A 22,964-nucleotide genomic window follows, 5' to 3' on the forward strand; every position below is an offset into this window, starting at 1 on the left:
AACAGAGTGCCAATCGCTCGTAGGGTCGAAACTATGACGACGACAGAACGACTTCCGGTGCAACCTCCCCGCCTCACCATGGCGGAGCTGGCACCCGAGGCTTACAAGGCGATGATCCGTCTCGACGCCGCGACCCGCCACGGCATTGACCCGACGCTGCGGCAGCTGGTGCTGATCCGGGCGTCGCAGATCAACCACTGTGCCTTCTGCATCGACATGCACTCGAAGGACGCACTGGCGGCCGGGGAAACGACCGAGCGCGTCATCCAGCTGTCCGCTTGGCAGGAGTCGAAGCACTTCTACACCGCGAAGGAGGTCGCCGCGCTGGAGCTGACCGAAGCGGTCACCGTGCTCACCGACGGCTTCGTGCCCGACGAGGTCTTCGCCCGCGCCGCCGAGCACTTCGAGGAGGCCGAGCTGGCCCAGCTGATCGCGACGATCACGGTGATCAATGCGTGGAACCGGTTCGCGGTCACGACGCGGATGGTGCCCGGCGAATACGTTCCGGGGAAGCACTGACCTGGTGGTCTGGACCACTATGCGAGCAGGATCACGAGAGGCCATACCCCCGGTTTGGCCCGGCGACGGGAAAGGGCGACCGGAGTTTCGGGCGCTCTTTTCCCGGGCTGGTGACTTAACCGATCCAGGCTGATTACGGAGAGTGCTCGGCAATGCTGACGTCTCCAGGGTTCGGTTAAGTAAGCAGATGCTTAAAAATGAGGTGCGCAGCCGCTGGTGCTTTCTTGACGGTTTGTGACGGCGACTACTGACGGTGAGTTTTACCCGTGAGGGTGAGGTTGATTCCGGATGCCGTAGTTAGCGTGGTCGGCGCGATCCAGTGAACTTTTCCGGGTCGCGTCCGTTCTCGCTGAAATGGAGTTCCGTGATGACCCGGGGTGACGCACCGGTGGTCTGGCTGATCGCCGGCACCCGGCCGGAGGCGATCAAAATGGCGCCGGTCGTGCAGGAAATGCGCCGGTCCGGACGGCTGGATCCGGTGCTCGTCGCGACCGGGCAGCATCCGGAGCTGGTCGACCAGGTGCTCGCCGCGTTCTCGCTGACCCCGGACCTGCGGCTCGCGCTGAACCGGGTCGACGGCGGGCAGCCGGAGCTGTTCTCGCAGCTCATCACCGGTCTCGACGCGCTCGCCGCGCGACGGCCGCCCGCCGCGGTGCTCGTGCAGGGCGACACGACGTCCACTGTGGCCGGTGCGATGGTCGCGTTCTGGCGCAAGATTCCCGTGGTGCATCTGGAAGCCGGGCTGCGCTCGTTCGACCTGCAGTCGCCATTTCCCGAGGAGCTGAACCGGCGGCTCGTCACGCAGGCCGCGAGCCTGCACCTGGCCCCGACCCCGGACGCCGCGCAGAACCTGCGTGCCGAAAACGTCGACGACAGCGTTCTCCTCGTCACGGGAAACACTGTGGTGGACGCGATTTCCCGGGTGACCGACCAGGGAGTGTCCTTTGCCGACGGTGCGGTCGCGGACGTGGTCGAGTCGGCGACGCGGGGCGAGTGCCGGTTGGTGCTGGTGACCGCGCACCGCCGGGAATCCTGGGGCGAGCCGCTGACTCGCATTCTGTCCGCTGTGGACACGCTGCTGGCGCGGCATCCGGATGTTCGCGTGTTGCTGCCGATGCACCCGAACCCGGCTGTGCAGGAAACGGTGCGCAATGCGCTGGCGGGTCACCCGCGCGTGGTGCTGACTCCTGCGTTGCCGTATGAACAGACTGCGGCGGCGATCGCGGCCAGCTCGCTCATCATGTCGGATTCCGGTGGTATTCAAGAGGAAGCGCCGACGTTCAAGGTTCCGGTGCTGGTCTTGCGGGACACGACGGAGCGGATGGAAGCCGTCAACGCCGGTTGTGCGATGCTCGTCGGAACCGATGCCGAGTTCATTGTGGACACCGCGTCGAGGTTGTTGACCGATCCGGCGCAGCGAGCGGCGATGAGCACGCGCGCCAATCCGTTCGGCGACGGCCGGGCCGCGGAGCGCACCGAGCAAGCGGTGGCCTGGCTGCTGGGATTGGCTGCTCAAGCGCCGGAGCCGTTCGTGCCGGAACTGGCTGAGGTCGCGCAGTGAATCAACGGTTCCCGGCGTGGTTGCGGCTCGGGATCATTGTCGCCGCGGTCGTCAGTCTGGTGGGCGGGATCGTCGTGGTGGTCTCGGACGACGGTGCCGGTTCGGAAGCCGCCTCTCCGGCCGAACCGGTTCTGCGGCAACCGAAAATCGGGCTGGCGGGCCCGGGCGGCCGGGACGACCGGCGCACGTTGGTGCTGTTCGATGACGGGCGACGGTTGCGGCCGAGTCCGCCCGCGACGCAGGTCGCCGAGGAAGCGCAGGCCAACGCCATCCAGACGGCGAATCTGGTTTCCCGTTCCACCGCTTGGCGAATGCTGCCCGCCGCCGATTACCGCAGCGGCGAGCTGAACGAGTACCAGGCGGTGGTTTACGTCGGCACGGTTTACGACGCGCAACTGCCGCCCGCGTTGCTGGACGACGTGAGCCGGACCCGGCTGCCGGTGGTGTGGATGGGCAGCAATATCTGGCAGCTGTTCGACCACACGCCGACGCTCGCCGGAAAGTGGGGTTGGACGTGGGCTCCGTTCCGGGAGGACAAGGTCACGACGGTGTCCTATCGAGACACTGAGCTGCGCCGTGATCCCAATGCCGGGGTCGATGTCTTGGGCGTGCGAGTGACCTCGCCGAAGGCGAAGGTGCTGGCGCAGGCGAAGTCGGCCGAGGGAGTGGCATCGCCGTGGGCGGTCCACAGTGGATCATTTACCTATCTCGCCGAGGTGCCGTATTCTTACGTCGGCGCGGGCGATCGTTATCTGGCGGCTGCTGACATTCTGCTCGGCGCGCTCGCGCCGGACACTCCAGAACGTCGTCGGGCACTGGTGCGGATCGAGGACATCGGTCCGCTTACGCCGCCTGCTGAAGTGCGGGCGATCACGGATTACCTGAGCGGGCATGGTGTGCCGTTCTCGTTGGCGGTCTACCCGTATTACGCGGACCCGCGTGGTGCGGCGAACGGTGGGAAACCGACGTTCGCGCGGTTGGTGGACCGTCCGGAACTTGTTGCGGCCCTGCGAGATGCGGTCGCGCGGGGTGGAACCTTGGTGATGCACGGCTACAGTCACCAGAACGGCGAGACTGCCAACCCGTACTCGGGAACCAGCGGTGCGGACTACGAGTTCTACCGGGCAACCGTCGACCACCAGGACAATGTGCGGCTCAGCGGACCGGTTCCGGAGGATTCGCCGGAGTGGTTTCGTAATCGCGTCGCGACCGGTCTCGCCGAGTTCGACCGGGTCGGCTTGCCGCGGCCGGACGCGTTCGAGTTTCCGCATTACGGCGGGTCCGCAGTGGACTATCAGGAGGCCGGAAAGGTCTTTCCGACGCGGTACGACCGCGGCAGCTACTACGCCGGGCAGTGCGACGGCGGCCAATGTGGACGGACCGAAGTGTCCTATCGTGAGGTATACGGGCAGTTCTTCCCGTATCCGGTCCGCGATGTCTACGGGACTGTCGTGGTGCCGGAGAACGTCGGGAACGTGGCTCCGGCCAAGTTCAATCAGCACGCCGCCCGCTCCGCCGACGACATCCTGGCTGACGCGAAGACCTATCGCGTGGTAACCGACAGCGTCGTCAGCTTTTATTATCACCCGTTTCTTGGCCTCGGAGACCTTCGGAAGGTGGTCGAAGGCATCGAAGGCCTCGGCTACCGTTTTGTGTCTCCGGCTGCCGTCGCTGCTTGAGTTCATGCTGGAAGGAAAAGAAATGTCTGTCACCCGGGTCGCTCCTGCGGTCGTTTCCGCTGCCGCGATCGGTGTCGCCCCGTTCCATGGGGTGCTGTGGTTCGGGTTGTCGGTAGCGGGATTCGTGGCGATGGCGTTGACGGTCCGTTCGGTCCGGCTGCGGGCCAGCGGATCCCGGGGCCGGCACTCGGCATGACGCAGCCGTGGTGGTTCGTGTTGCTGCTGTGCTGGTGGCCGGTGCACAACCTGGTGCTAGCGGCCTTCGCCTGGCGCGCGCCGCGGCCCGCGGCAGAACGTTCGGCACGCCCGTTGCTGTTCTGGATTGTCATTCCGGCGCTGAACGAAGAACGCGTGATCGCCAACACGGTGCGGAACGCGTTGCGGCTGGGCAGTCCGGAAACACCCGTGCGAGTGCTGGTCATTGACGACGGGTCCGATGATGCCACGCCGGAGATTGTCGCGGGCATTAAGGATGATCGGCTGCATGTGTTGCGGCGTGATTTGCCTCAGGCTCGGCAGGGCAAGGGCGAGGCACTCAACGCGGGTTATCGTTACATCGACGCTATTTCGGCGCGCGAGGGCACTGTTTCGCAGACCGTCGTGGGGATCATCGACGGTGACGGGCGTGGCAGCACCGGGTTGCTTGCTGAGGTCGCGGCGATGCTGCGCAGCCGCGGGGTCGGTGCGGTGCAGTGCCGGGTGAGAATCCACAATAGACACCGGTTGCTGGCGTTGCTGCAGGACTTGGAGTTCGGCGCGATCGCGGATGCTTCGCAGTCGTTGCGGGACGTTCTCGGCAGTGTCGGGATGGGCGGCAATGGGCAGTTCACCCGACTGTCGGTGTTGCGGAAGTTCGGTCCCTCGCCGTGGAGCGATTGCCTGGTCGAGGATCTTGAACTGGGATTGCGGCTGCACCTGGCCGGGGTGCGGATCCGGTACACGCAGCGTGCTTGGGTAACGCAGCAGGGGCTGGAAGACACCCGTCGCCTCCTGCGGCAGCGAACCCGCTGGGCGCAGGGAAATCTGCAGTGCTCGCGCCATTTGCGCAGTCTCGCGACGTCTCGGTTCATCGCTGGGACGGGGTTGTTCGACTTCCTGGTCTACCTCGTCGTGCCGTGGCTGACTGTTCCGCTTTCGCTGCTTGCCGCGGCGTTGCTGGTGATCGTGCCGGTGGCGTTGCTGACGGGGAATTCGTTCGGCGGTTTGGTCGCGGAGACCGGCAACCTGTCGCAGGCGGTGGCGTGGTGGCTCGCCGCGTTGCTGCTGCCCGGAATCATGTGGGCGATCGTCTACTTTGTCCGGTTGCGCGACGAACCCCTGCACCGGGCATTGCTGGCCGGAGTGTGTTATCCGGCGTTCTTGCTGCTCGGCGTGCTGGCGACCTGGCGGGCCGTGTTCCGGATCGTGCTGAAGCGGAACGTGTGGGCGAAAACGGAAAGGCTGGCAGAGTTGCCAGCCTGACCGTCCTCAGAGAGTACGCAGCAGTCGTACGGGATTCTCGATGCAGTCGGCGACGAAGCGGAGGAATCCGCCCGCGGTGCCGCCATCGCAGACGCGGTGGTCGAACGCGAGCGTCAGCTCGGTGATCTTGCGGGCGGTGACCTGACCGTCCACAATCCACGGCCGGTCGATGATCCGGCCGACGCCGAGGATCGCGACCTCCGGGTAATTGATGATGGCCGCCGAACCGTCCACTCCGAACACACCGTAATTGTTCACGGTGAACGTGCCGCCGGTGAGGTCGGCCGGAGCGAGCCGCCCGGCGCGGGCCTGTTCGGTGCGGTCGGCGAGCGCGGCGGAGAGATCTTCCAGGGTGTGCTGGTGCGCGTTCTGGACCACTGGGACGACCAGGCCGCGGTCGGTCTGCGCGGCGAAGCCGAGGTGGACACTGGACGGGATGACGATCTCGTCGCCTTCCAGATGCGCGTTCAGCTCGGGGAATCGGCGCAGGCCAGCGACGGCGAACCGGGCAATGAGCGCGAGCAGGCTGATCTTCGGGGCATGCGGATCGCTGTTGAGCGCGGTGCGCAGCTGCAGCAACTCGGTCGCGTCGACGTCCACCCAGACGGTCGCCTCAGGAATCTCGCGTCGGGAGCGGGCGAGTTTGTCGGCGACGGTTTTGCGCAGGCCGCGCAAGGGGATTCGTTGCTCGTCCGCTGGGGTTGCCGAGGTCTCGACGGCGGCGATCACGCGTTCTACGTCGGCGCGGCTCACGATGCCGTCGGTACCGGTTCCGGTCAGCGCGTGAAGGTCCACTCCGGACTCCCGGGCGAGACGACGGACCAGCGGGGACACTACGCGGACGCGGTCCGAAGTGGACTTCGGCGCTGCGGCCGGTGCGGTCGCCGGTGCCTTGCTGCCGCGCGGCCGCCTCGCCCGCCGGGTGCGGGTTTGGCTGGTGCCGTAGCCGATCAGGACGTTTCCGCTGCCCTCCGGGGTCACGACGCCGGGTTCGGTGAAATCCGCAGCACTGTCCACAGTGATCAGTGGGCTGCCGACGGTCAGCACCTCGCCGGCCGCTCCGTGCAACGCCGCGACTCGGCCCGCGAACGGCACCGGAACCTCGACGCTCGCCTTCGCGGTCTCGACCTCCACGACGGTCTGGTCCACGGTGACGGTGTCGCCGACCGCGACGTGCCACGCGACGATTTCCGCCTCGGTCAGTCCTTCGCCGAGGTCAGGCAGTTTGAAGACGGCCATCACTTCTCCCCGTCGAGAGGCGCCGCGTCGTCCCATTGGAGGCGTTCGATCGCGTCCAGGATCCGGTCGACGCCCGGCAGGTGGTGCTGTTCCAGATTCGGCGCGGGATAAGGAATATCGAATCCGGCGACTCGCAATACCGGTGCTTCCAGGTAATGGAAACAGTGCTCGGACAGTTGCGCGGCGACCTCGGCGCCGTAACCGCAGAATCGGCTCGCCTCGTGTACGACGACCGCGCGACCGGTGCGTCGCACGGAAGCGGCGACCGTTTCCAGGTCGAATGGCGCGAGGCTGCGCAGATCGATCACTTCGGTGTCGTAACCCTCTTCGGAGGCGGCTTCGGCAGCTTCGAGGGTTGTGCCGAGTGCTCCGCCGTAGGAAATGAGGGTCACGTCGCTGCCTTCGCGGCGGATCACCGCTTTGTCGAGACCGGGCGAACGGCGTTGCGGGTCAACGGTTCCCTTTTCCCAATACCGGCGTTTCGGCTCGAGGAAAATGACCGGGTCCTGGCTGTCGATCGCCTCGCGCAGCAGGGTGTAGGCGTCGTCCGGCGTGGCCGGGGTGACGACGCGCAGCCCGGCCGTGTGCGTGTAGTAGACCTCGGACGAGTCGCAGTGGTGCTCGACGCCGCCGATGCCGCCGCCGTAAGGCACGCGGATCACCACGGGCAGTTCGACCTGGCCCTTGGTGCGGTTGCGGAGTTTGGCGAGGTGGCTGGTGATTTGTTCGAACGCGGGGTAGGCGAACGCGTCGAACTGCATCTCGATGACCGGGCGCAGGCCGTTCATCGCCATCCCGATCGCGGTGCCGACGATGCCCGACTCGGCGAGCGGCGAGTCGAAGACGCGAGCGTCGCCGAAGCGTGCGGCGAGCCCGTCGGTGACGCGGAAGACGCCGCCGAGCGTGCCGACGTCCTCGCCGAAGACGAGCACGCGCTCGTCCTCGGCGAGTGCGTCCGCGAGAGCGCGGTTGAGCGCCCCGGCGAGCGACAGCGTGGTGTCCAGAGTTGCGGTCATGCCTGGTCCTCGGTGTTCTCGTGCGCCAGTTCGGCGGCCTGCTGGCGCAACGCGGCGGTCGGTTCGGCGTACACGTGCCGGAAGAGATCCGCCGGGTCGAGCTCGGTGTCCACGTTCATCCGCTCGCGCAACGCGGCTGCTTCCTCTTCGGCGCGCGCGTCGATCTCTTGCTGCGCCTTGTCGTCGAGGAGGCCACGGTCGGTGAGGTACTGCTTGAGTCGGCTGATCGGGTCTCGCGTGAGCCACTGCTCCACTTCGGCCTTGTCGCGGTAGCGCGTCGCGTCGTCGGCGTTGGTGTGCGACTCCATGCGGTAGGTGACGGCCTCGATCAGCGTCGGTCCTTCGCCAGCCGCGGCGCGCGCGACCGCCTGCTCGACGACAGCGTGTACGGCGGCAGCGTCGTTGCCGTCAACGAGCACGGACGGCATGCCGTAACCGACACCCTTGTACGCGAGCGAAGGAGCAGCGGTCTGCTTCGCGAGCGGGACACTGATGGCGTAGCCGTTGTTCTGTACGAGGAAGACCACCGGGGCCTTCCAGACCGCAGCGAAGTTCAGCGCTTCGTGCGTGTCGCCTTCGCTGGTGGCACCGTCACCGACGAGAACGAGCGAAACCGTGTCTTCGCCCTTCACGCGCGCAGCGTGCGCGAAGCCGACCGCGTGCAGCGTGTTGGTGGCGAGCGGCGTGCACTGCGGGGCGACGTTGGCGCGGTACGGGTCGTAGCCGCAGTGCCAGTCGCCGCGAAGCAGCGTCAGCACCTCGACCGGGTCGACGCCGCGCGCGACGACGGCCATCGAGTCGCGGTAGGTGGGGAAAAGCCAGTCCTGCGGGCGAAGCGCGAGGATCGAGCCGATCTCGGCGGCTTCCTGCCCGCGCGCCGACGGGTACACCGCGAGCCGCCCCTGTTTGGTCAGCGCGGTGGCCTGGGTGTCGAAGCGGCGTCCGGAAACCATGCCGCGGTAGAGGCGGAGGAGGACGTCGTCCGCGGGCATCGCGAGCGCCGGGTCGGGCGTCGGCGTGCCGTCGGCGGTCACGAGGCCGAGCGGCTCGTCGCTGGGCAGGAAATAGGACGCGGCAGTGCGTTCCGTGGTGGTCACCGACAGCTCCCATCGACGAAGACGAGTAGGCCCTGATACTCGTGCGCGAGCGATCAGAGATCCAGACGTGACCGGGAACTGTGGAATGATGGTCGGGTTGGTGCTTCTTGGTTGGACGATTGGCTTGCGAGGTGGCGCGGATGTCCCAGCCGGGTGGACAAATGGCTGCGGTGCTGGACGAGGTCGACCTGAAACTGATCGCCGAGCTGAAGAAAGACGGCCGCGCGTCGATGCGCGCCCTGGCCGAACGCGCGCACATTTCGCGGGCCGGCTGCTACACGCGTGTGGAGCGGCTGCACCGCGAAGGCGTGATCACCGGGTACACGGCCGTCACCGATCCGCGCCGGATGGGGCAGGGGCTGGCTGCGTACGTGTACTTGAAGGTCACGCAGAACTCGTGGCGCACGGTGAGCGCGGAACTCAAGCACATCCCGGAAATCGAACACGGCGGCCTGGTGTCCGGGGACAACGACCTGATCCTGTTCGTGCGTACCCGCGACGCGGACAGCCTGCGGGACTTGGTGTTCGAACGGTTGCAGAACATGCCGGACGTGCTCTCCACGCACACCGTGCTGGTCTTCGACGAGCTGTGAGCCTTGGTCAGGCCGCTTTGACCAGGTAGACCGCGAGCCGGAACACTCCGGTCGCTTCGAATGGCATGGGCGCGCGGCGGTACCCGGCCCGTTCGTAGAGCGCGATGTTGCGTTCGCTGGACGCGCCGGCGAAGAGGACGTACTGCTTCGTCTCCGGCGGGGCGTGCCGTTCGGCGTGTTCGAGGAGAAACCGCCCGAGGCCGCGGCCAGCCAGGTCCGGCGCGACCATCAGGCGGCTGATCTCCCAGCCGCCGTCCTCGACGCTGCGGGCACGGACCGCGCCGACGAGCCGGTGCCCCAACCGGACGACCCAGCTGTGCCAGGTCTTGATCGACTCGCGCACTTCGTCGAGGTCTTCCCTCAGTGCTGGATGCTCCAAGGTGTTGTTGAGCAGGGCTTCCTGCACCCAGCAGCACCGTTGGAGCACCATCAGCTCGGCGGCGTCGTCGGGGGTCGCGGGGAGCAGGGTCGCGCCGGGGAGGGTTTCGAGGTCCACCTGTGTTGTTCTAGCACCGGAAGCACCTGGTTCAGGAGCCCAGAACGAATTCCGCGCCGAACGGATCTTTGACGGTCACCATGCGTCCGTACGGGCTGTCCTGCGCTTCGACAATCTCGCCGCCGTGCTCGACCGCCCGCGCTCCCGCCGCGTCGGCGTCGGTGACGAGGAACAGGGTGCCCCACACCGAGGCCGAGGCGGACGGGTCGCCGATGATGCCGCCGATTTCGTGGCCGTCCGGGCGGCGGAGGAAGGTGAAGTCGACGCCGGACAGGTCGTCGTTGCCGTCGAGGGTGAAGGAGAAAACCTGGCAGTAGAAGTCTCGCGCCGGGTTGGGCGCGGGCGTGACGAGGTCGTTGCGCATCAGGGTGCTGGGTTCGTTGACGAGCCGGGCGCCGGGGAGTTTGCGGCCCTGCCAGAGCCCGAAGCGCGCACCTGTCGGGTCTTCCGCGACGGCGACACGAGCCTGGTCTCCGTCGTCGCGGGGGTGGTCGAGGAGCTTGCCGCCCGCGGCGGCGACGGCCTTGGCGGTGCGGTCGCAGTCGTCGGTCGCGAAGTAGACCGTCCAGGCCGGGCGGGCGGTTCCTTGGCGGAGGCCGGCGACGGGGAGGTCGCGCAGCAGGCAGTGGTCGCCGTCGAAGGTCCAGCCGAGGACGGAACCGTAGAAGCGTTGCGCGCGGGCCAGGTCCGGCACGGTGAGGTCGATCCAGGTCGGGGTGCCGAGCGGCTGCTCGCGGTCGATGGTGCTCATGGAGGTCCCTTCGTCGGTGATGGCGGCGACGGTAGGGCGAATCGCGGACAGCTGCGGTCCTCGGCCGCTCACCATGTGGGAGGCAGTGGCCGGGTCCGGTTCGGCGCACGCATTCTGGACCGGCACCCCGGATCGGAATGGCAGGCGAGAATGAGCACGTCCCCGCTCGAAAACCCCGCTTGGGCCGCGTTGAGCGGCCCGCACGCGTCGTTCGCGGAGCAGAAGGGGCAGGTGCTGCGGTATCCGGTGGATGTCTCTCCGTTCCTCGCCGTGCCGGACCGGCCGGACGAACACGTTTGGCACGACATCGCCGACCTCGTCGGACCGGGGGCGTCGACGGTCGTGGTCGGCCGCGTCGGGACGCCGCCGCCCGCGGACTGGACGGTGGAGGCCGAGCTCGCCGGGGTGCAGATGGACGGTTCGGCCGCCCCGGCGGCCGCCGACCCGGAGGCGGTGCGCCTGACCGAGGCGGACGTGCCGGAGATGCTGGACCTGGTGTCCCGGACGAAGCCCGGCCCGTTCCTGCCCCGGACGATCGCCCTGGGCACCTACCTGGGCATCCGCCGCGACGGGGCGCTGGTGGCGATGGCGGGCGAGCGCATGCATCCGCCGGGGTGGACGGAGATCAGCGCCGTGTGCACAGACCCGGCGTTCCAGGGGCAGGGGCTGGCGGCCCGGCTGGTGCTGGCGGTCGCCGCGGGGATCCGGGAGCGCGGAGAACGGCCGTTTCTCCACGCGGCCGCGACGAACACCGGCGCGATCCGGTTGTACGAGAAGCTGGGGTTCCGGCTCGTCCGGGAGATGCAGTTCGGCGCTTATCGGGCTCCTTCTCTGTAGTCGGCTGGGATTTCGGCGTGGCCGGTCGGTCGAGGTGACCGGCGGGCAGGGGAAACGCGATGAGGCCGAGGTCGGCCAGCGCGGGGTCGTGCCGGTCCCGCACCACCAGGGCCGAGTCGTAACCGGTCGCGCCACCAGGCCCGGGGTCGGCGTGACTGTCCATTGTGGATCTAGGGGGAGCTAGGGGTCGTTGCGCGGGCTGGGGCGCGGCTACCGTGGGTCGGCGAAGAAGGATCCGTGGCCGGGTCGTCCCGGCGCAGACGTCGGAAAGGCGGTGGGACGACATGACGGGTAGCGCGAATTCCGACGAGGACAGCTGGTTTCGCCGCTTCCACACGTCGCCCGAGGCGAAGGCAAGGCTGGTGTGCCTGCCGCACGCCGGAGGTTCGGCTCCGTTCTACTTCCCGGTTTCGCGGGCGCTGACGCCCGGCATCGAGGTGCTGGCGGTGCAGTACCCGGGCAGGCAGGACCGGCGGCACGAGCCGTTCCTGACCACCATCGATGCGTTGGCCGACCGGATCGCGGAGCTGCTGCACGGCCGCGACGATCTGCCGCTGGCACTGTTCGGGCACAGCATGGGCGCGATGATCGCCTTCGAGGTAACTCGCCGGCTGGAGGCCGCGGGCACCGCGGTGGACACGCTCTTCGTGTCCGGCCGCCGGGCGCCGACTCGGCCGCGCAACGAGAGCGTGCACACCCGCACCGACGACGGCGTGATCGACGAGCTGCGCCGGTTGAGCGGCACCGAAATGGACCTGCTCGGCGACGACGACGTCGTGCGGATGATCCTTCCCGTGGTGCGCAACGACTATCGCGCCGTGGAGACCTACCGGTACCAGCCGGGCCCGCCGCTGACGGCTCCGGTGGTCGCGTTCACGGGCACCGAGGACCCGGTCGCCTCGGTCGACGAGGTCCGGTCGTGGAACGAGCACACTTCGGCGGGCTTCGAGCTGGTCCCGCTCGCCGGCGGGCATTTCTTCCTGACCCGCCATCATGACGTGATTCTCCGGTACCTGACCGATCGGCTTGTCGACAAGGGGCGTGCGCATGTCTGAGGCATTGGCGGTCGGTTTCGACAGCAAACTCGAGGAACTGCGGGAGATCAAGGAGGCCGCCCGGCGGGGTCCCGACGACGCGGCGACCGCCCGGCAGCACGACCGCGGCAAGCTGACCGCGCACGAGCGCATCGACCTGCTCCTCGACCCGGGTTCGTTCACCGAGATCGAGTCCTTGCGCCGGCATCGCGCGACGGCCTTCGGCCTCGAACACCGCAAGCCCTACTCGGACGGCGTGGTGTGCGGCTGGGGGACGGTCTACGGGCGCACGGTGTTCGTGTACGCCCACGACTTCCGTATTTTCGGCGGCGCGCTGGGCGAAGCGCACGCGCAGAAGATCCACAAGGTGATGGATCTCGCCGCGGCGGCCGGTGCGCCGTTGGTGTCGCTCAACGACGGAGCAGGTGCCCGGATTCAGGAGGGCGTGACGGCGCTCGCCGGGTACGGCGGGATTTTCCAGCGCAACACCAGGTCTTCGGGGGTTATCCCGCAGATCTCGGTGATGCTCGGCCCGTGCGCAGGCGGTGCCGCGTATTCGCCCGCGTTGACGGATTTCGTGTTCATGGTGCGGGAAACCTCGCAGATGTTCATCACCGGCCCGGATGTGGTGCACGCGGTGACCGGCGAGGAGATCACCCAGAACGGCCTTGGCGGCGCGGACGTGCACGCCTCGACGTCGGGGGTCGCCGCGTTTGTCTACGACGACGAACCCAGTTGTCTGGAGGACGTCCGGTATCTGATTTCGCTGCTGCCGTCCAACAACAACGAGGTTCCGCCGGTGGAGCCGACGGCCGATCCGGCGGACCGCCGCACGGACAAGCTGCTCGACGTGGTGCCGACGGACGCGGCCCGCGCGTACGACATGTGCGCGGTGATCGAGGAAATCGTCGACGACGGCGAGTTCCTTCAGGTGCACGCCGGCTGGGCGACGAACGTGGTGTGCGCCTTGGCCCGCCTGGACGGGCACGTGGTCGGGATCGTGGCGAACCAGCCGGCGACGCTCGCCGGGGTGCTCGACATCGAGGCGAGCGAGAAGGCCGCGCGGTTCGTGCAAACCTGCGACGCGTTCAACATCCCGCTGGTGACGCTGGTCGACGTGCCGGGTTTCCTGCCCGGGGTGGACCAGGAGCACGGCGGGATCATTCGGCACGGTGCGAAGCTGCTGTACTCCTACTGCAACGCGACGGTGCCGCGGGTGCAGATGATCCTGCGGAAGGCCTACGGCGGCGCGTACATCGTGATGGACTCGCGGTCGATCGGCGCGGACGTTTCGCTCGCGTGGCCGACGAACGAGATCGCGGTGATGGGAGCCGAGGGCGCGGCGAACGTGATCTTCCGGCGCGAGATCAACGCGGCCGACGACCCGGAGGCGGTGCGGCGGCAGAAGATCAAGGAGTACAAGACCGAGCTGATGCACCCGTACTACGCGGCCGAACGCGGACTGGTCGACGACGTGATCGAGCCCGGCCGGACGCGGGAGATGCTGATCCGGTCGCTGTCGATGCTGCGGGCCAAGCACGCCGACGTTCCGGCGCGCAAGCACGGGAACCCGCCGATGTGATGGGGGTTCGGAGCGCGCGTCGAGGAACGGATGGGGTGGTGGCGGGTCCGGGGCCGGGTGGTCTTGAGGCGGGCGGTCTTGAGCTGGTCGGGGAGTCGGGCGGGGAGGAGTTGCCTGCCGCGCGGGCCGGGTTCGACGGGGTCCCGGGTGATGCGGGGGTTTGTTCGGTGCTGCGGGATTCCGCGGGACCGGGGGACTCCGGTGATCAGAGGGCTCCTGCTGGGCTTGGTTCTTCTGTGGTGCAGGGGGATTCGGCTGGTTCTGGATTCGTTGAGGCGGCAGTAGGCGGATCTGGGGCCGGGGGAGGGCCGTCTGGATCGCTGGGAGAATCTCCTGGGGCTCTGACTCGGGCGTCTTCGGGTGTTTCGACTTCGGTTGGGGCGGCTGGTTCTGGGCGCGATGAGGTGCCAGCGGGCGAGGCTGCGGCGAGCGCGGCGCGGGCTCCGGCGTTGGAAGGGTCATCTGGGGCTTCGGGTGGGGTGGGTTCGGTTGCTGTGAAACAGGGGTCGGCGTCGGTAGCGGGCGGGGCAGTGGCGAGTGCTGGGCGGTCTGGTGTGGTGGCAGGGTCGTCTGGGGGTTCGGATCGGGCGTCTTCGGGTGTTTCGACTTCGGTTGGGGCGGCTGGTCCTGGGCGCGATGAGGTGCTGGCGGCCGACGCTGCGGCGAGCGCGGCGCGGGCTCCTGTGGTGGAAGGGCCATCTGGGGCTGGGGTGGATTCGGTTGCTGTGAACCAGGGGTCGGGTGATTCGACGTCGGCAGCGGACGGGTCTGCGGCGAGTGCTGGGCAGTCTGGTGTGTTGGCAGGGTCGTCTGGGTGTTCGGGTCGAGGGGACTCGGGTGGTTCGACGTCGGTCGGGCTGGTCGGTTCTGGGCGCGGTGAGGCAGCAGGCGGATCTGTGGCCAGTGCACAGCTGTCTGGAGGGCTGGAAGAATCGCCTCGGGAGCCCAGTCGGGCACTTGCGGGAGGGGCGGATCCAGTTGCCACGCAAAAGAGTTTGGGTGGTCGTGAAGCTCCTGCGGAGCGTGGTGCGGCGGTAGCGCCCGCAGTGCGTGTGGTGCGGGGGAATCCGGATGACGGGGAAGTGGCTGCGTTGCTCGTGGCGTTGGCCGCGGTCGGTCGGGCAGCGGGGGCTGGGCATGCGGGACCTGTTGTGCCGTCACCTCGGCGACCGGCCACAGGGTTTGTTCCGGCGACGAGCTGGCGGGCGCGGTAGCCCGGGCCGAGGACGGTGCGAGGGGGTGGGGGCCGCGTCGGCGCATGGCGATGCGGGCTTTTCGCAGCAGTGCGACTCCGGCGTTGGCGGCTGCGCGGAGTGCCGGTCTTCGGAGGGGCCAGTTAAGGCGAAGTGCGGCTTTCGAGGGCAGCAGTGATCGGCGGCTAGTGGTCGCAGTTCGGGTGACGGAAGCGTTGCGCCACAGGAGAACAATTACCTCGTCCACAACGGACGACACGGGGGCGGGTCCAAGATCCATATCTCCAAGCTACCGCCACCAGTCGAACATCTGCACGGTATCGATCCGGTGAATCAGGCGTGTATCGCGGTACTGTCCAAATAGGTCAGAACGGCGCGGATGCGGCGGTTTTGGTCCCGGCTGGCCTCCAGGCCTAGTTTCGCGAAGATGTTGCTGATGTGGTTTTCCACCGCTCCCTGCGTCACCACCAAAGCCTTGGCGATGGCCGTGTTCGAGAGGCCCTGTGCCATCTGCGCCAGGACCTCGGTTTCGCGCGCGGTCAGTGCTTCCAGCGGATCGCGGCTGCGGGAAAGCATTTGCGCGACCACGTCCGGGTCGATGGCTGAACCGCCGTCGGCGACGCGGCGGACTGCTTCCAGGAAGTCCGCGACGTCGGCGACTCGTTCCTTCAGCAGGTAGCCGACGCCGGACGTGCCTTCCGCGATCAGGTCTACCGCATAGCTTCCTTCGACGTACTGCGACACCACCAATACCGGCAGGCCGGGGATTTCCTTGCGTGCGGCCAAAGCTGCGCGCAGGCCCTCGTCGGTGAAGGTCGGGGGCATGCGGACGTCGGCGATGACCAGGTCCGGGCGGTGGTCTCGGATGGCCACCAGCAGGTCTTCGCCGTTGTCGACCGCGGCGGCGGTTTCGATGCCGACATCCGCGAGCAGGCTTTGCACCCCGGCGCGCAACAGTACCGAGTCTTCCGCGATCACGACGCGCATTTTTCGAGCCTCCACAACAGGATTCACCAGCGGACGGGCAGATCGGCCCGCACGACGGTGGGACCGCCGACGGGGCTGACGACGGTGAGAACCCCGTCGATCGTGGCGGCTCGGTCGGCCAGTCCGGCGAGGCCGCCGCCGGGGCGCATCGACGCGCCGCCGTGGCCGTTGTCGGTGATCTCGACGACCACAGTGTCGGCGTCGCGGGTCACTCGCACGGACGCGCGGTCGGCGCCGGAATGCTTGGTCACGTTGGCGAGCGTTTCGCTCACGATGAAATAAGTCGTCGTCTCGACAGGTGCGGGCGGACGGGGTTCTGCGGTAACCTCGACCTCAACAGTGATAGGCATTCTTGCGGTAAGAGAAGACAACGCCGCGTCCAGGCCGCGATCCTGGAGCACCGGCGGGTAGATCCCGCGGGCGAGGTCGCGCAGCTCCGAGACAGCGAGTTTGGCGTCGGCGTGCGCGGCTCCGATGAGTTCGCGGACCGCGGTCGGGTCGTCGAGGTCGAGTTTGAGCTGGGCGCGGCCCAGGCTCATCGCGACGGACACCAGCCGCTGCTGCGCGCCGTCGTGCAGGTCCCGTTCGATCCGGCGCCGTTCGGCCTCCACCGCGTCGACCCCGCGTGCTCGCGAGTTCCGCAGCTGCTGCGTGCGCGCTTCCAGTTGCGCGGTGCGGTTCGGGCCGAGGAACGAGGTCGCCAGTTCGCCGTGCATCGCCCCGATGCGCGGCGCCACGAAAATCCCGAAAGGAGGTACTGCGATGGACACGACGCCCGCCACGAATTCCACGATGCCCAACGGAAAAGCGACGAGAACGAAGGCGAGTTCGCGCCAGGTGGCGGCGTCGAGCAACCGCGCCTGCCACACCGCGAGCATGCCCGGCCCGACCGGCCGGCGGCGGTCCGGTTCGGCGATGGCTACGCCGAGCATCTGGCGCGCCCAGCGTCGTTCGAAGGCGCAATACGACCGCATCAGCGAGGTGCCGGCCAGCAGGATGGGGATGCCGATCCACAGCATCGTCGTCGCGACGCCGGCCACCATGGACACCAGGATCAGCACGAACACGACGAGCCGGATCGGGAGGCTCAGCACGAGAAACCCGATCGTGCGCAGGGTCGGCGGCCGGGTCACTGGCATAGCGCGATCCGTTCCAGTTCGGGGACGAGGTCGCCGAGAGTGGGCGTCGCCAGCATCTCGTCGCGCACCTCGCGCGCGCATTCGCGAAAGGACGGTTCTTCCAGCAGCCGGCACACTCCCGCTCGGACGCTCGCGGGCGTCGCGTCCTCGAGGTCCACCAGCAATCCGTTGCTGCGCTTCGCCTGAGCCGCCGCCGAGCAGCGTTCGCTCCACGTGGTGTCTGGGATGACCAATTGCGGGACGCCGTTGACGACCGCGGTGCTGATCGTCGCGCCGGTGCCCTGGTGCACGATCGCCGAGCACGAGGCGAGGAGTTCGTTCATCGGCACGGAATCGACCGCGCGGACGTTGTCCGGGATCGTGCGTAGGGATGCGAGCTGGTTCGTGGGCATCGTGGCGATCACCTCGAGGTCGAGGTCGGCGAGGGCGTCCAGCAGGTCTCCGAGGGAGGTCTTTGCGGTGCTGGGTGCCTGTCGGTTGGGGAGTCCGAGGGAGGCCTCCGCGGTGCCGGGTGCCTGCCGGTCGGGGGGTCGGACGGAGGACTCTTCGGTGATGGGCCCCCGCTGGCCGGAGAGGCCGACATAGGTCTTTTCGGGGCTGAGCACCCGTCGATCGGAGAGGCCGTCGGAGGTCTTTCCGGTGCCGGGTGCCTGCCGGTCGGGGAGGCCCAGGGAGGTCTCTGCCGTGCAGGGTTCCTGCTGGTCGGGGAGGCCGAGGGAGGTCTCTGCGGTGCTGGGCATCTGCCGGTCGGGGAGGCCGAAGGACGTCTCTGCGGCGCTGGGTGCCTGCTGGTCGGGGAGTCCGAGGGAGGTCTTTTCGGTGCTGGACGCCTGCCGGTCGGAGAAGCCGAGGGAGGTCTCTGCCGTGCCGGGCGCCTGCCGGTCGAAGAGGCCGACTGAGGTCTTCTCGACGCAGGGACCCGGGAGCGAGCTGAGGTCGAGCAGTACCCGAGGCCGCGAAGGACGTTCCAGTACCCAGGACGGGATCGTCGTCGGTGTGTCCTGTGGCACGAACCGGGCTGGGAGGTAGTCGACGTCTACGCCTTCGTAGCGTAGATATGCCGGGTGGCAGTCGATGGTGCGCAGGCCGTAGCGGAGGGTTTCGTCGTAGTCCGCGCCGAATCGGCCGACTGCGGTGGACATCCACGTCACGAACGGGTCCGGCGGCCAGGTGCGGCCGGGACGGCTGGCTCTGCGGTCTCGGTACTGCGCGCCGAGGCGGGCGGTCTGGTCGGCGGCGTGCGTCATTCGCAGGTGCGGCACTCCGAGCGCGTGCGCGACGATCGGCGCGGCGTAGAGCATCGAGTCCCACACCACGAGGTCTGGCTGCCACTGGCGGGCGAAGCGGACTAACTCGTCGAGCAGGGAGTCCGGCGTGGTCCAGCGGAACACGTCGACCCAGTGCTCGTACACGTTGCGCACGTACTCGTCGGTGTAGCGCTCGGGACGGCTTTCGGAGATCCGGAAGTCGCCCTGCCTCGCGTGGTTGCCGTCGATCTGGAGCCGGCGGTGCCGGGCGAGGTCGAGTTCGCCGCCGAGCCACAGGACGTCCAGTCCGGTCTCGGCGAACGACGCGGCCTCGCGCGAGCCGCGCTGTCCGACGAAGCGGACGTCGTGCCCGGCCGCGGCCAGTGCCCAGCCTACCGGGGCCATGCTGTGCACGTGCGTTCTCGTCGGGAGGACCATCAGCATCACGCGCATCGCGGCGGCTCCCGGAATCGTAGGTGCGGCTGGACAAGGGAAACGGTAGGGCCGCGCCACCGCTGCGCCCACCCGGTAGGGGACCCCTGAATCCGGCGCGGGCAAGGAGGATTTGGCTCGGCTTTAGCTGCCCCTTAGGGGCTGGTGGCGCGCGGGCCGCGACGGATAGACAGGTAACCGGATCCGGCCGCGTCCGAGCCGGAGGAGGACGAGGGAGGCGAACGAGGTGATGAGCATGGCCGTGGCGCCCACCGCGAAAGGCTGGGTCCCGTTCGGCGAGCACCGCACGTGGTACCGGGTCACCGGGCGACCGGGAGGAGCGGCGCCCGCTGTGGTCGTGGTGCACGGCGGGCCCGGCAGCACGCACGACTACCTGCTGAACCTGGCCGAACTCGCCGAACACGGATTCCCGGTCGTGCACTACGACCAGCTCGGCAGCGGCGGGTCCACCCGGCTGCCGGATGCCGGCCCAGGGTTCTGGAACCCGGAGCTGTTCGGCGACGAGCTGGACAACCTGGTGCACCGGCTCGGCATCGAGGACAACTACGTCCTTTATGGACAGTCCTGGGGCGGGCTGGTCGTCGCGCGGCACGCCGCCGAGCGGCCGGACGGGCTGCGCGGGCTGGTGATCGCCAACTCGCCGGCGTCGTACGAGCTGTGGCGCAGCGAGATGGACCGGCTGCGCGCGCTGCTCCCGCCCGGCGTCGACGAGGGACTGCGGGCGCACGAGGCGGCCGGCACCACGGACACGCAGGAGTACTTCGACCTCATGCGCGTCTTCTACGACCGGCACGTCTGCCGCGTGCTGCCGTGGCCTGCCGACTATGTCGCCTCGTTCATGGAGATGGCCGACAACAACACCGTCTACTCGGTGATGAACGGCCCCAGCGAGTTCACCGTCACCGGCACGCTCGCGGACTACTCGGTGATCGACCGCCTCGACGACATCGAGGTGCCGACCCTGCTCATCTCCGGCGCGCACGACGAGGCCACCCCGGCCACCGTGCAGCCGTACTACGACCGGATCCACGACGTGCGCTGGGAGATCCTCCCGGAGTCGAGCCACGTCCCCCATCTCGAGGAGCCGGAACGGTTCCGCGAAATCCTGCTGGGATTCCTGCAGGAAGTCCATTCCCCCGCCGAAAGAGAGGTCGCCAGTCATGGATGAGGCCAGCCAGGCCGGATCGGCGGTCGTGTTCCCCGGGATGAGCCCGTGCCGGTTCGTCGACTTCGGCAAGTTCCTGCTCATCAACCCCTTCGCGCGCAGGCTCATCAAGGACGCCGACGACCGGCTGGGCTACTCGCTGGTCGACCGCTTCCGCGAGGCCGAGGGCGACTACTCGGAGTACGCCCAGGTCGGGTTCATGCTCACCTGCGTCGCGCTCGCCGAATGGGCCGAACAGGAGTACGGGATGAGCCCGGACTACTGCACCGGCCCGAGTTTCGGGGAGAAACCGGCCAGCGTATACGCCGGTTCGCTGACCTTCCCGGACGCGGTGTGGATGACCGCGAAGCTCGCGCAGTGCCTCGACGAGTTCTTCGCGACCGAGCACACCGACGTCGTCACGCACTCGTTCGTCCGCACGCCGGAAGAGAAACTGCGCGACGCGCTGACGGAACTCGACGGGCGCGGCGAATGGTCGGACATCTCCTGCTACATCGACCACGACTTCTACATGGTCTCGGTGCGGGAGCGGAACCTCGACTGGCTCAAGCAGACCGTGCGGGGCATGGGCGGGCTCTCGCTGTACACGATGCGTCCTCCGCTGCATTCGCGCGCGTTCGGCGCGTTGCGGCGCAAGGCCGAGGACGAGGTGCTCGGCGGCCTCGACTTCCATGATCCCCTCCTTCCGATCATCGCTGACCAGGACGGTTCGGTGCTGCGGTCCGGCGAGCAGGTCCGCACGATGCTGCTGGACAGCATCGTCGAGCCGCTGCGCTGGCCGGACGTCGTCTCGTCGCTCGAACAGCTCGGCGTGCGCAAGCTGTGGGTGGCCGGGCCGGACACGCTGTTCGGCCGCGTCCGGGCCACGACCAGCCGGTTCGAGGTGACCACGGTGAACCCGCGGCTCGCGCTGCAGCCGCGGCGGCGCGGCGCGGGTCCCTCGCGGGTCAGCTAGCCGGCTGCAGTCCCGACAGCGTGCTCCAGAGGCGTCCGGGGTTCTCGAACGTCTCCAGGTTCAGCGCGTCGTCGGAGAACCGGACGTTGTACTTCTCCTCCAGCACGGCCAGCAGTTCCACCGTGGCGAGCGAGTCGAGGCCGTACTCCTTGAGCGGGGTCTCGGCGGTCAGCGCCTCGTCGGCGGGCAGGAACGGAAGGTACGGGCGGAGGGCTTCGTCGAAAGAGCTGTCCCACATGGCTACTCCGGTGGCTGGGTCGGGCACTTCACCAGGCAGGGAAACCGACCGCCCGGTTCGGTTTTGAACTTTACCCCGCGCCGCCGCTCCCGGGCGACGCGCCGGCACCCCTATTGCTGATCCGACCGAAACCCCCGACCCGGCACGCAACCGTTGCCAGGAACCCAGGAGGCCGTGACGGTGGTCGGGTTGGCACCAATCGGCACAGCAACGCGGAGGACCACGATGGACACGACGACCACCTCGGGACTGCACGCGCGGTTTCTGCGCGGGCTGGCCCGTTCCGAGTCCCGGCCGGCGGTCAGTGTCGGCGGGCAGGCGTTCACCTACGGCGAGCTGCACGAGCGGGCCTTGCGGTGGGGCGGCGCGCTGGCCGAGTCCGGCGCCCGCACGGTAGGGGTGCTGGCCGGGAAGGGCGTCACCGCCTACGCCGGGATTCTGGCCGGGCTGTACGCGGGGGCGACGGTCGTCCCGCTGCGGCCGGACTTCCCGGCGGCCCGGACCGCGCAGATGGTCGAGGCGGCGGAAGTGGACGCGCTGATCGCGGACGAACGCGGCTTGACCGTGGCTCCGCCGGTGAAGACGCTTTTGGCACCGGAGGTCGACCAGAACGGGCTCAAGGGGGCGCAAGCACTCAGCGAGCCAAGGAACGTGCGGCCCGAGGATTCCGCGTACGTGCTCTTCACCTCGGGTTCCACCGGACGGCCGAAGGGAGTCCGGATCGGGCACGGCTCCACCGAGCACTACTTCGGTCTGCTCGACGCGCGGTACGACTTCACGCCGGACGACGTCTTCTCCCAGACGTTCGACCTGAACTTCGACTGCGCGATGTTCGACCTCTTCTGCGCGTGGGGCGCGGGCGCGGAAGCGGTGGTCCTGCCGGGGGCGGCGTACCGGAACGTGCCGGCGTTCGTGGCGGAGCGCGGCCTCACCGTGTGGTTCTCCACGCCGAGCGCGATCGACCTGGTGCGCCGCACCGGACGGCTCAACCCGGGCGCGATGCCGGGCTTGCGGTGGAGTTTCTTCGCCGGGGAAGCACTGACCGTCCGCGACACCGCGGACTGGCGCGCGGCGGCGGGCAATGCGGTGACCGAGAACCTCTACGGCCCCACGGAGCTGACCATCACCGTCGCCGGATACCGGTGGGACGACGAGGAAACCCCGCGGATCGCGGTGAACGGCGTGGTGCCGATCGGCGCGGTGCACGAGGGACACGAGTACCTGCTCATCGACGAGAACGAGGCAGGGGAGGGCGAACTCGCCATCGCCGGGCCGCAGCTGACGCCGGGGTACCTCGACCCGGCGGACGAGAAGGGCCGGTTCCTCGACCGCGACGGGCACCGGTTCTACCGCACCGGCGACCGGGTGCGCCGGCTTGGCGGGGACGACCTGGCGTATCTGGGACGGCTCGATTCACAGGTGCAGGTGCTCGGCTGGCGCGTTGAGCTGACCGAGGTGGAGCACGCGCTGCAGACGTGCGGGGTGCAGGCGGTGGCGCTCGGCGTGCAAGGCGACAGCGGGACCGAGCTGTTCGTCTTCTACACCGGGCCGCAGCGGCCGGTGCTCGAACTGGTGCGGGCGCTGCGGGCGGTGCTGCCCGAGGGCGTGATCCCGCGGCGGTACGAGCACGTCGCGGAGTTCCCGCTGAACTCGAACCGCAAGATCGACCGGAAGACGCTCGCCGCGCGCGCCGCGGAGATCCTCGCCCCCGTGCCCGCCTGA

Annotated in this window: 22 protein-coding genes; 13 read left to right on the forward strand and 9 right to left on the reverse strand. The window is 68.4% G+C overall.

Annotation, left to right across the window (positions count from 1 at the left end; all coding sequences use genetic code 11):
* Nucleotides 1–33 precede the first annotated feature (33 nt).
* From F9C12_RS32795 to F9C12_RS32815, 5 genes are all read left to right on the forward strand, one after another.
* The gene (locus F9C12_RS32795; protein WP_409462939.1) at nucleotides 34–519 is read left to right on the forward strand and encodes a carboxymuconolactone decarboxylase family protein; all 486 of its coding nucleotides are present in this window, start codon (nucleotides 34–36) and stop codon (nucleotides 517–519) included.
* A 367-nt stretch (nucleotides 520–886) separates the two neighbouring features.
* Nucleotides 887–2,080 (forward strand): non-hydrolyzing UDP-N-acetylglucosamine 2-epimerase, encoded by a 1,194-nt coding sequence (gene wecB / locus F9C12_RS32800; RefSeq protein WP_409462940.1) that lies wholly within the window; start codon nucleotides 887–889, stop codon nucleotides 2,078–2,080.
* Nucleotides 2,077–3,759 carry a DUF2334 domain-containing protein gene (locus F9C12_RS32805; RefSeq protein WP_409462941.1) on the forward strand — a complete coding sequence of 561 codons (1,683 nt, stop codon included), beginning with the start codon at nucleotides 2,077–2,079 and terminating at the stop codon, nucleotides 3,757–3,759. Before wecB ends, F9C12_RS32805 begins: the two co-directional genes overlap by 4 nt.
* A 22-nt stretch (nucleotides 3,760–3,781) precedes the next feature.
* Complete coding sequence (locus tag F9C12_RS32810; protein ID WP_409462942.1) at nucleotides 3,782–3,955, forward strand: hypothetical protein; 174 nt, start codon at nucleotides 3,782–3,784, stop codon at nucleotides 3,953–3,955.
* Nucleotides 3,952–5,220: a glycosyltransferase family 2 protein gene (locus tag F9C12_RS32815; protein WP_409462943.1), complete on the forward strand. Its 1,269-nt coding sequence runs from the start codon at nucleotides 3,952–3,954 to the stop codon at nucleotides 5,218–5,220. Before F9C12_RS32810 ends, F9C12_RS32815 begins: the two co-directional genes overlap by 4 nt.
* 6 nt (nucleotides 5,221–5,226) lie before the next feature.
* On the opposite strand, the gene F9C12_RS32820 is transcribed toward F9C12_RS32815, so the two are convergent.
* Genes F9C12_RS32820 through pdhA form a run of 3 tightly spaced genes read right to left on the reverse strand, consistent with a single transcriptional unit; the run spans nucleotide 5,227 to nucleotide 8,572 of the window.
* Nucleotides 5,227–6,459: a dihydrolipoamide acetyltransferase family protein gene (locus F9C12_RS32820; RefSeq protein ID WP_409462944.1), complete on the reverse strand. Its 1,233-nt coding sequence runs from the start codon at nucleotides 6,457–6,459 to the stop codon at nucleotides 5,227–5,229.
* Nucleotides 6,459–7,475: an alpha-ketoacid dehydrogenase subunit beta gene (locus F9C12_RS32825; RefSeq protein ID WP_409462945.1), complete on the reverse strand. Its 1,017-nt coding sequence runs from the start codon at nucleotides 7,473–7,475 to the stop codon at nucleotides 6,459–6,461. The genes F9C12_RS32820 and F9C12_RS32825 overlap by 1 nt, the downstream gene beginning before the upstream one ends.
* Entirely contained in the window at nucleotides 7,472–8,572 is a 1,101-nt protein-coding gene (pdhA, locus tag F9C12_RS32830; RefSeq protein ID WP_409462946.1) for a pyruvate dehydrogenase (acetyl-transferring) E1 component subunit alpha, read from the reverse strand. Before pdhA ends, F9C12_RS32825 begins: the two co-directional genes overlap by 4 nt.
* Nucleotides 8,573–8,733: 161 nt before the next feature.
* Here pdhA and F9C12_RS32835 point away from each other — a divergent pair, with 161 nt between their 5' ends.
* Nucleotides 8,734–9,165, forward strand: a complete 432-nt coding sequence (locus tag F9C12_RS32835; RefSeq protein WP_409462947.1) for an Lrp/AsnC family transcriptional regulator — start codon at nucleotides 8,734–8,736, stop codon at nucleotides 9,163–9,165.
* Nucleotides 9,166–9,172: 7 nt separating this feature from the next.
* Here F9C12_RS32835 and F9C12_RS32840 read toward each other — a convergent pair whose 3' ends face one another.
* Together F9C12_RS32840 and F9C12_RS32845 are read right to left on the reverse strand one after the other, a co-directional pair.
* Nucleotides 9,173–9,661 (reverse strand): GNAT family N-acetyltransferase, encoded by a 489-nt coding sequence (locus tag F9C12_RS32840; RefSeq protein WP_409462948.1) that lies wholly within the window; start codon nucleotides 9,659–9,661, stop codon nucleotides 9,173–9,175.
* Nucleotides 9,662–9,692: 31 nt separating this feature from the next.
* Entirely contained in the window at nucleotides 9,693–10,412 is a 720-nt protein-coding gene (locus F9C12_RS32845) for a VOC family protein (RefSeq protein ID WP_409462949.1), read from the reverse strand.
* Nucleotides 10,413–10,562: 150 nt separating this feature from the next.
* Between F9C12_RS32845 and F9C12_RS32850 the strand changes: the two genes are divergently transcribed.
* From F9C12_RS32850 to F9C12_RS32865, 4 genes are all read left to right on the forward strand, one after another.
* On the forward strand, nucleotides 10,563–11,249 hold the full coding sequence (locus F9C12_RS32850) for a GNAT family N-acetyltransferase (protein ID WP_409462950.1): 687 nt from the start codon (nucleotides 10,563–10,565) through the stop codon (nucleotides 11,247–11,249).
* A 284-nt stretch (nucleotides 11,250–11,533) separates the two neighbouring features.
* Nucleotides 11,534–12,304, forward strand: coding sequence for a thioesterase II family protein (locus tag F9C12_RS32855; protein ID WP_409462951.1), 771 nt, complete (start codon nucleotides 11,534–11,536; stop codon nucleotides 12,302–12,304).
* Nucleotides 12,297–13,865, forward strand: a complete 1,569-nt coding sequence (locus F9C12_RS32860) for an acyl-CoA carboxylase subunit beta (RefSeq protein ID WP_409462952.1) — start codon at nucleotides 12,297–12,299, stop codon at nucleotides 13,863–13,865. Before F9C12_RS32855 ends, F9C12_RS32860 begins: the two co-directional genes overlap by 8 nt.
* Nucleotides 13,865–15,079 carry an acyl-CoA carboxylase epsilon subunit gene (locus F9C12_RS32865; protein WP_409467115.1) on the forward strand — a complete coding sequence of 405 codons (1,215 nt, stop codon included), beginning with the start codon at nucleotides 13,865–13,867 and terminating at the stop codon, nucleotides 15,077–15,079. Before F9C12_RS32860 ends, F9C12_RS32865 begins: the two co-directional genes overlap by 1 nt.
* Nucleotides 15,080–15,391: 312 nt before the next feature.
* Here the strand turns inward: F9C12_RS32865 and F9C12_RS32870 are convergent, their stop codons facing one another.
* The 3 genes from F9C12_RS32870 to F9C12_RS32880 are packed head-to-tail and all read right to left on the reverse strand — an operon-like array spanning nucleotide 15,392 to nucleotide 18,884.
* Nucleotides 15,392–16,045, reverse strand: a complete 654-nt coding sequence (locus F9C12_RS32870; protein WP_409462953.1) for a response regulator transcription factor — start codon at nucleotides 16,043–16,045, stop codon at nucleotides 15,392–15,394.
* Between the two features lie 23 nt (nucleotides 16,046–16,068).
* Nucleotides 16,069–17,184 (reverse strand): sensor histidine kinase, encoded by a 1,116-nt coding sequence (locus F9C12_RS32875; RefSeq protein ID WP_409462954.1) that lies wholly within the window; start codon nucleotides 17,182–17,184, stop codon nucleotides 16,069–16,071.
* Complete coding sequence (locus F9C12_RS32880; RefSeq protein ID WP_409462955.1) at nucleotides 17,175–18,884, reverse strand: nucleotide disphospho-sugar-binding domain-containing protein; 1,710 nt, start codon at nucleotides 18,882–18,884, stop codon at nucleotides 17,175–17,177. The genes F9C12_RS32875 and F9C12_RS32880 overlap by 10 nt, the downstream gene beginning before the upstream one ends.
* A 235-nt stretch (nucleotides 18,885–19,119) precedes the next feature.
* Here F9C12_RS32880 and F9C12_RS32885 point away from each other — a divergent pair, with 235 nt between their 5' ends.
* Together F9C12_RS32885 and F9C12_RS32890 are read left to right on the forward strand one after the other, a co-directional pair.
* The gene (locus F9C12_RS32885; protein ID WP_409462956.1) at nucleotides 19,120–20,052 is read left to right on the forward strand and encodes a proline iminopeptidase-family hydrolase; all 933 of its coding nucleotides are present in this window, start codon (nucleotides 19,120–19,122) and stop codon (nucleotides 20,050–20,052) included.
* Nucleotides 20,045–21,004: an ACP S-malonyltransferase gene (locus F9C12_RS32890; protein ID WP_182891222.1), complete on the forward strand. Its 960-nt coding sequence runs from the start codon at nucleotides 20,045–20,047 to the stop codon at nucleotides 21,002–21,004. Before F9C12_RS32885 ends, F9C12_RS32890 begins: the two co-directional genes overlap by 8 nt.
* Here the strand turns inward: F9C12_RS32890 and F9C12_RS32895 are convergent.
* Nucleotides 20,997–21,242 carry a phosphopantetheine-binding protein gene (locus tag F9C12_RS32895; protein WP_409185635.1) on the reverse strand — a complete coding sequence of 82 codons (246 nt, stop codon included), beginning with the start codon at nucleotides 21,240–21,242 and terminating at the stop codon, nucleotides 20,997–20,999. The genes F9C12_RS32890 and F9C12_RS32895 overlap by 8 nt on opposite strands.
* Before the next feature lie 225 nt (nucleotides 21,243–21,467).
* Between F9C12_RS32895 and F9C12_RS32900 the strand changes: the two genes are divergently transcribed.
* Nucleotides 21,468–22,964, forward strand: coding sequence for an AMP-binding protein (locus F9C12_RS32900; protein ID WP_409462957.1), 1,497 nt, complete (start codon nucleotides 21,468–21,470; stop codon nucleotides 22,962–22,964).

Source organism: Amycolatopsis sp. GA6-003 (assembly GCF_046267895.1).
Lineage (GTDB): Bacteria > Actinomycetota > Actinomycetes > Mycobacteriales > Pseudonocardiaceae > Amycolatopsis.

What these genes read in the sequence shown, in the direction of transcription:
- F9C12_RS32795 (WP_409462939.1), top strand. Translation starts at nt 34, where the DNA reads ATGACGACGACAGAACGACTTCCGGTGCAACCTCCCCGCCTCACCATG.
- wecB (WP_409462940.1), top strand. Translation starts at nt 887, where the DNA reads ATGACCCGGGGTGACGCACCGGTGGTCTGGCTGATCGCCGGCACCCGG.
- F9C12_RS32810 (WP_409462942.1), top strand. Translation starts at nt 3,782, where the DNA reads ATGTCTGTCACCCGGGTCGCTCCTGCGGTCGTTTCCGCTGCCGCGATC.
- F9C12_RS32815 (WP_409462943.1), top strand. Translation starts at nt 3,952, where the DNA reads ATGACGCAGCCGTGGTGGTTCGTGTTGCTGCTGTGCTGGTGGCCGGTG.
- F9C12_RS32820 (WP_409462944.1), bottom strand. Translation starts at nt 6,459, where the DNA reads ATGGCCGTCTTCAAACTGCCTGACCTCGGCGAAGGACTGACCGAGGCG.
- F9C12_RS32825 (WP_409462945.1), bottom strand. Translation starts at nt 7,475, where the DNA reads ATGACCGCAACTCTGGACACCACGCTGTCGCTCGCCGGGGCGCTCAAC.
- F9C12_RS32835 (WP_409462947.1), top strand. Translation starts at nt 8,734, where the DNA reads ATGGCTGCGGTGCTGGACGAGGTCGACCTGAAACTGATCGCCGAGCTG.
- F9C12_RS32845 (WP_409462949.1), bottom strand. Translation starts at nt 10,412, where the DNA reads ATGAGCACCATCGACCGCGAGCAGCCGCTCGGCACCCCGACCTGGATC.
- F9C12_RS32850 (WP_409462950.1), top strand. Translation starts at nt 10,563, where the DNA reads ATGAGCACGTCCCCGCTCGAAAACCCCGCTTGGGCCGCGTTGAGCGGC.
- F9C12_RS32855 (WP_409462951.1), top strand. Translation starts at nt 11,534, where the DNA reads ATGACGGGTAGCGCGAATTCCGACGAGGACAGCTGGTTTCGCCGCTTC.
- F9C12_RS32860 (WP_409462952.1), top strand. Translation starts at nt 12,297, where the DNA reads ATGTCTGAGGCATTGGCGGTCGGTTTCGACAGCAAACTCGAGGAACTG.
- F9C12_RS32865 (WP_409467115.1), top strand. Translation starts at nt 13,865, where the DNA reads ATGGGGGTTCGGAGCGCGCGTCGAGGAACGGATGGGGTGGTGGCGGGT.
- F9C12_RS32870 (WP_409462953.1), bottom strand. Translation starts at nt 16,045, where the DNA reads ATGCGCGTCGTGATCGCGGAAGACTCGGTACTGTTGCGCGCCGGGGTG.
- F9C12_RS32875 (WP_409462954.1), bottom strand. Translation starts at nt 17,184, where the DNA reads ATGCCAGTGACCCGGCCGCCGACCCTGCGCACGATCGGGTTTCTCGTG.
- F9C12_RS32880 (WP_409462955.1), bottom strand. Translation starts at nt 18,884, where the DNA reads ATGCGCGTGATGCTGATGGTCCTCCCGACGAGAACGCACGTGCACAGC.
- F9C12_RS32885 (WP_409462956.1), top strand. Translation starts at nt 19,120, where the DNA reads ATGGCCGTGGCGCCCACCGCGAAAGGCTGGGTCCCGTTCGGCGAGCAC.
- F9C12_RS32890 (WP_182891222.1), top strand. Translation starts at nt 20,045, where the DNA reads ATGGATGAGGCCAGCCAGGCCGGATCGGCGGTCGTGTTCCCCGGGATG.
- F9C12_RS32895 (WP_409185635.1), bottom strand. Translation starts at nt 21,242, where the DNA reads ATGTGGGACAGCTCTTTCGACGAAGCCCTCCGCCCGTACCTTCCGTTC.
- F9C12_RS32900 (WP_409462957.1), top strand. Translation starts at nt 21,468, where the DNA reads ATGGACACGACGACCACCTCGGGACTGCACGCGCGGTTTCTGCGCGGG.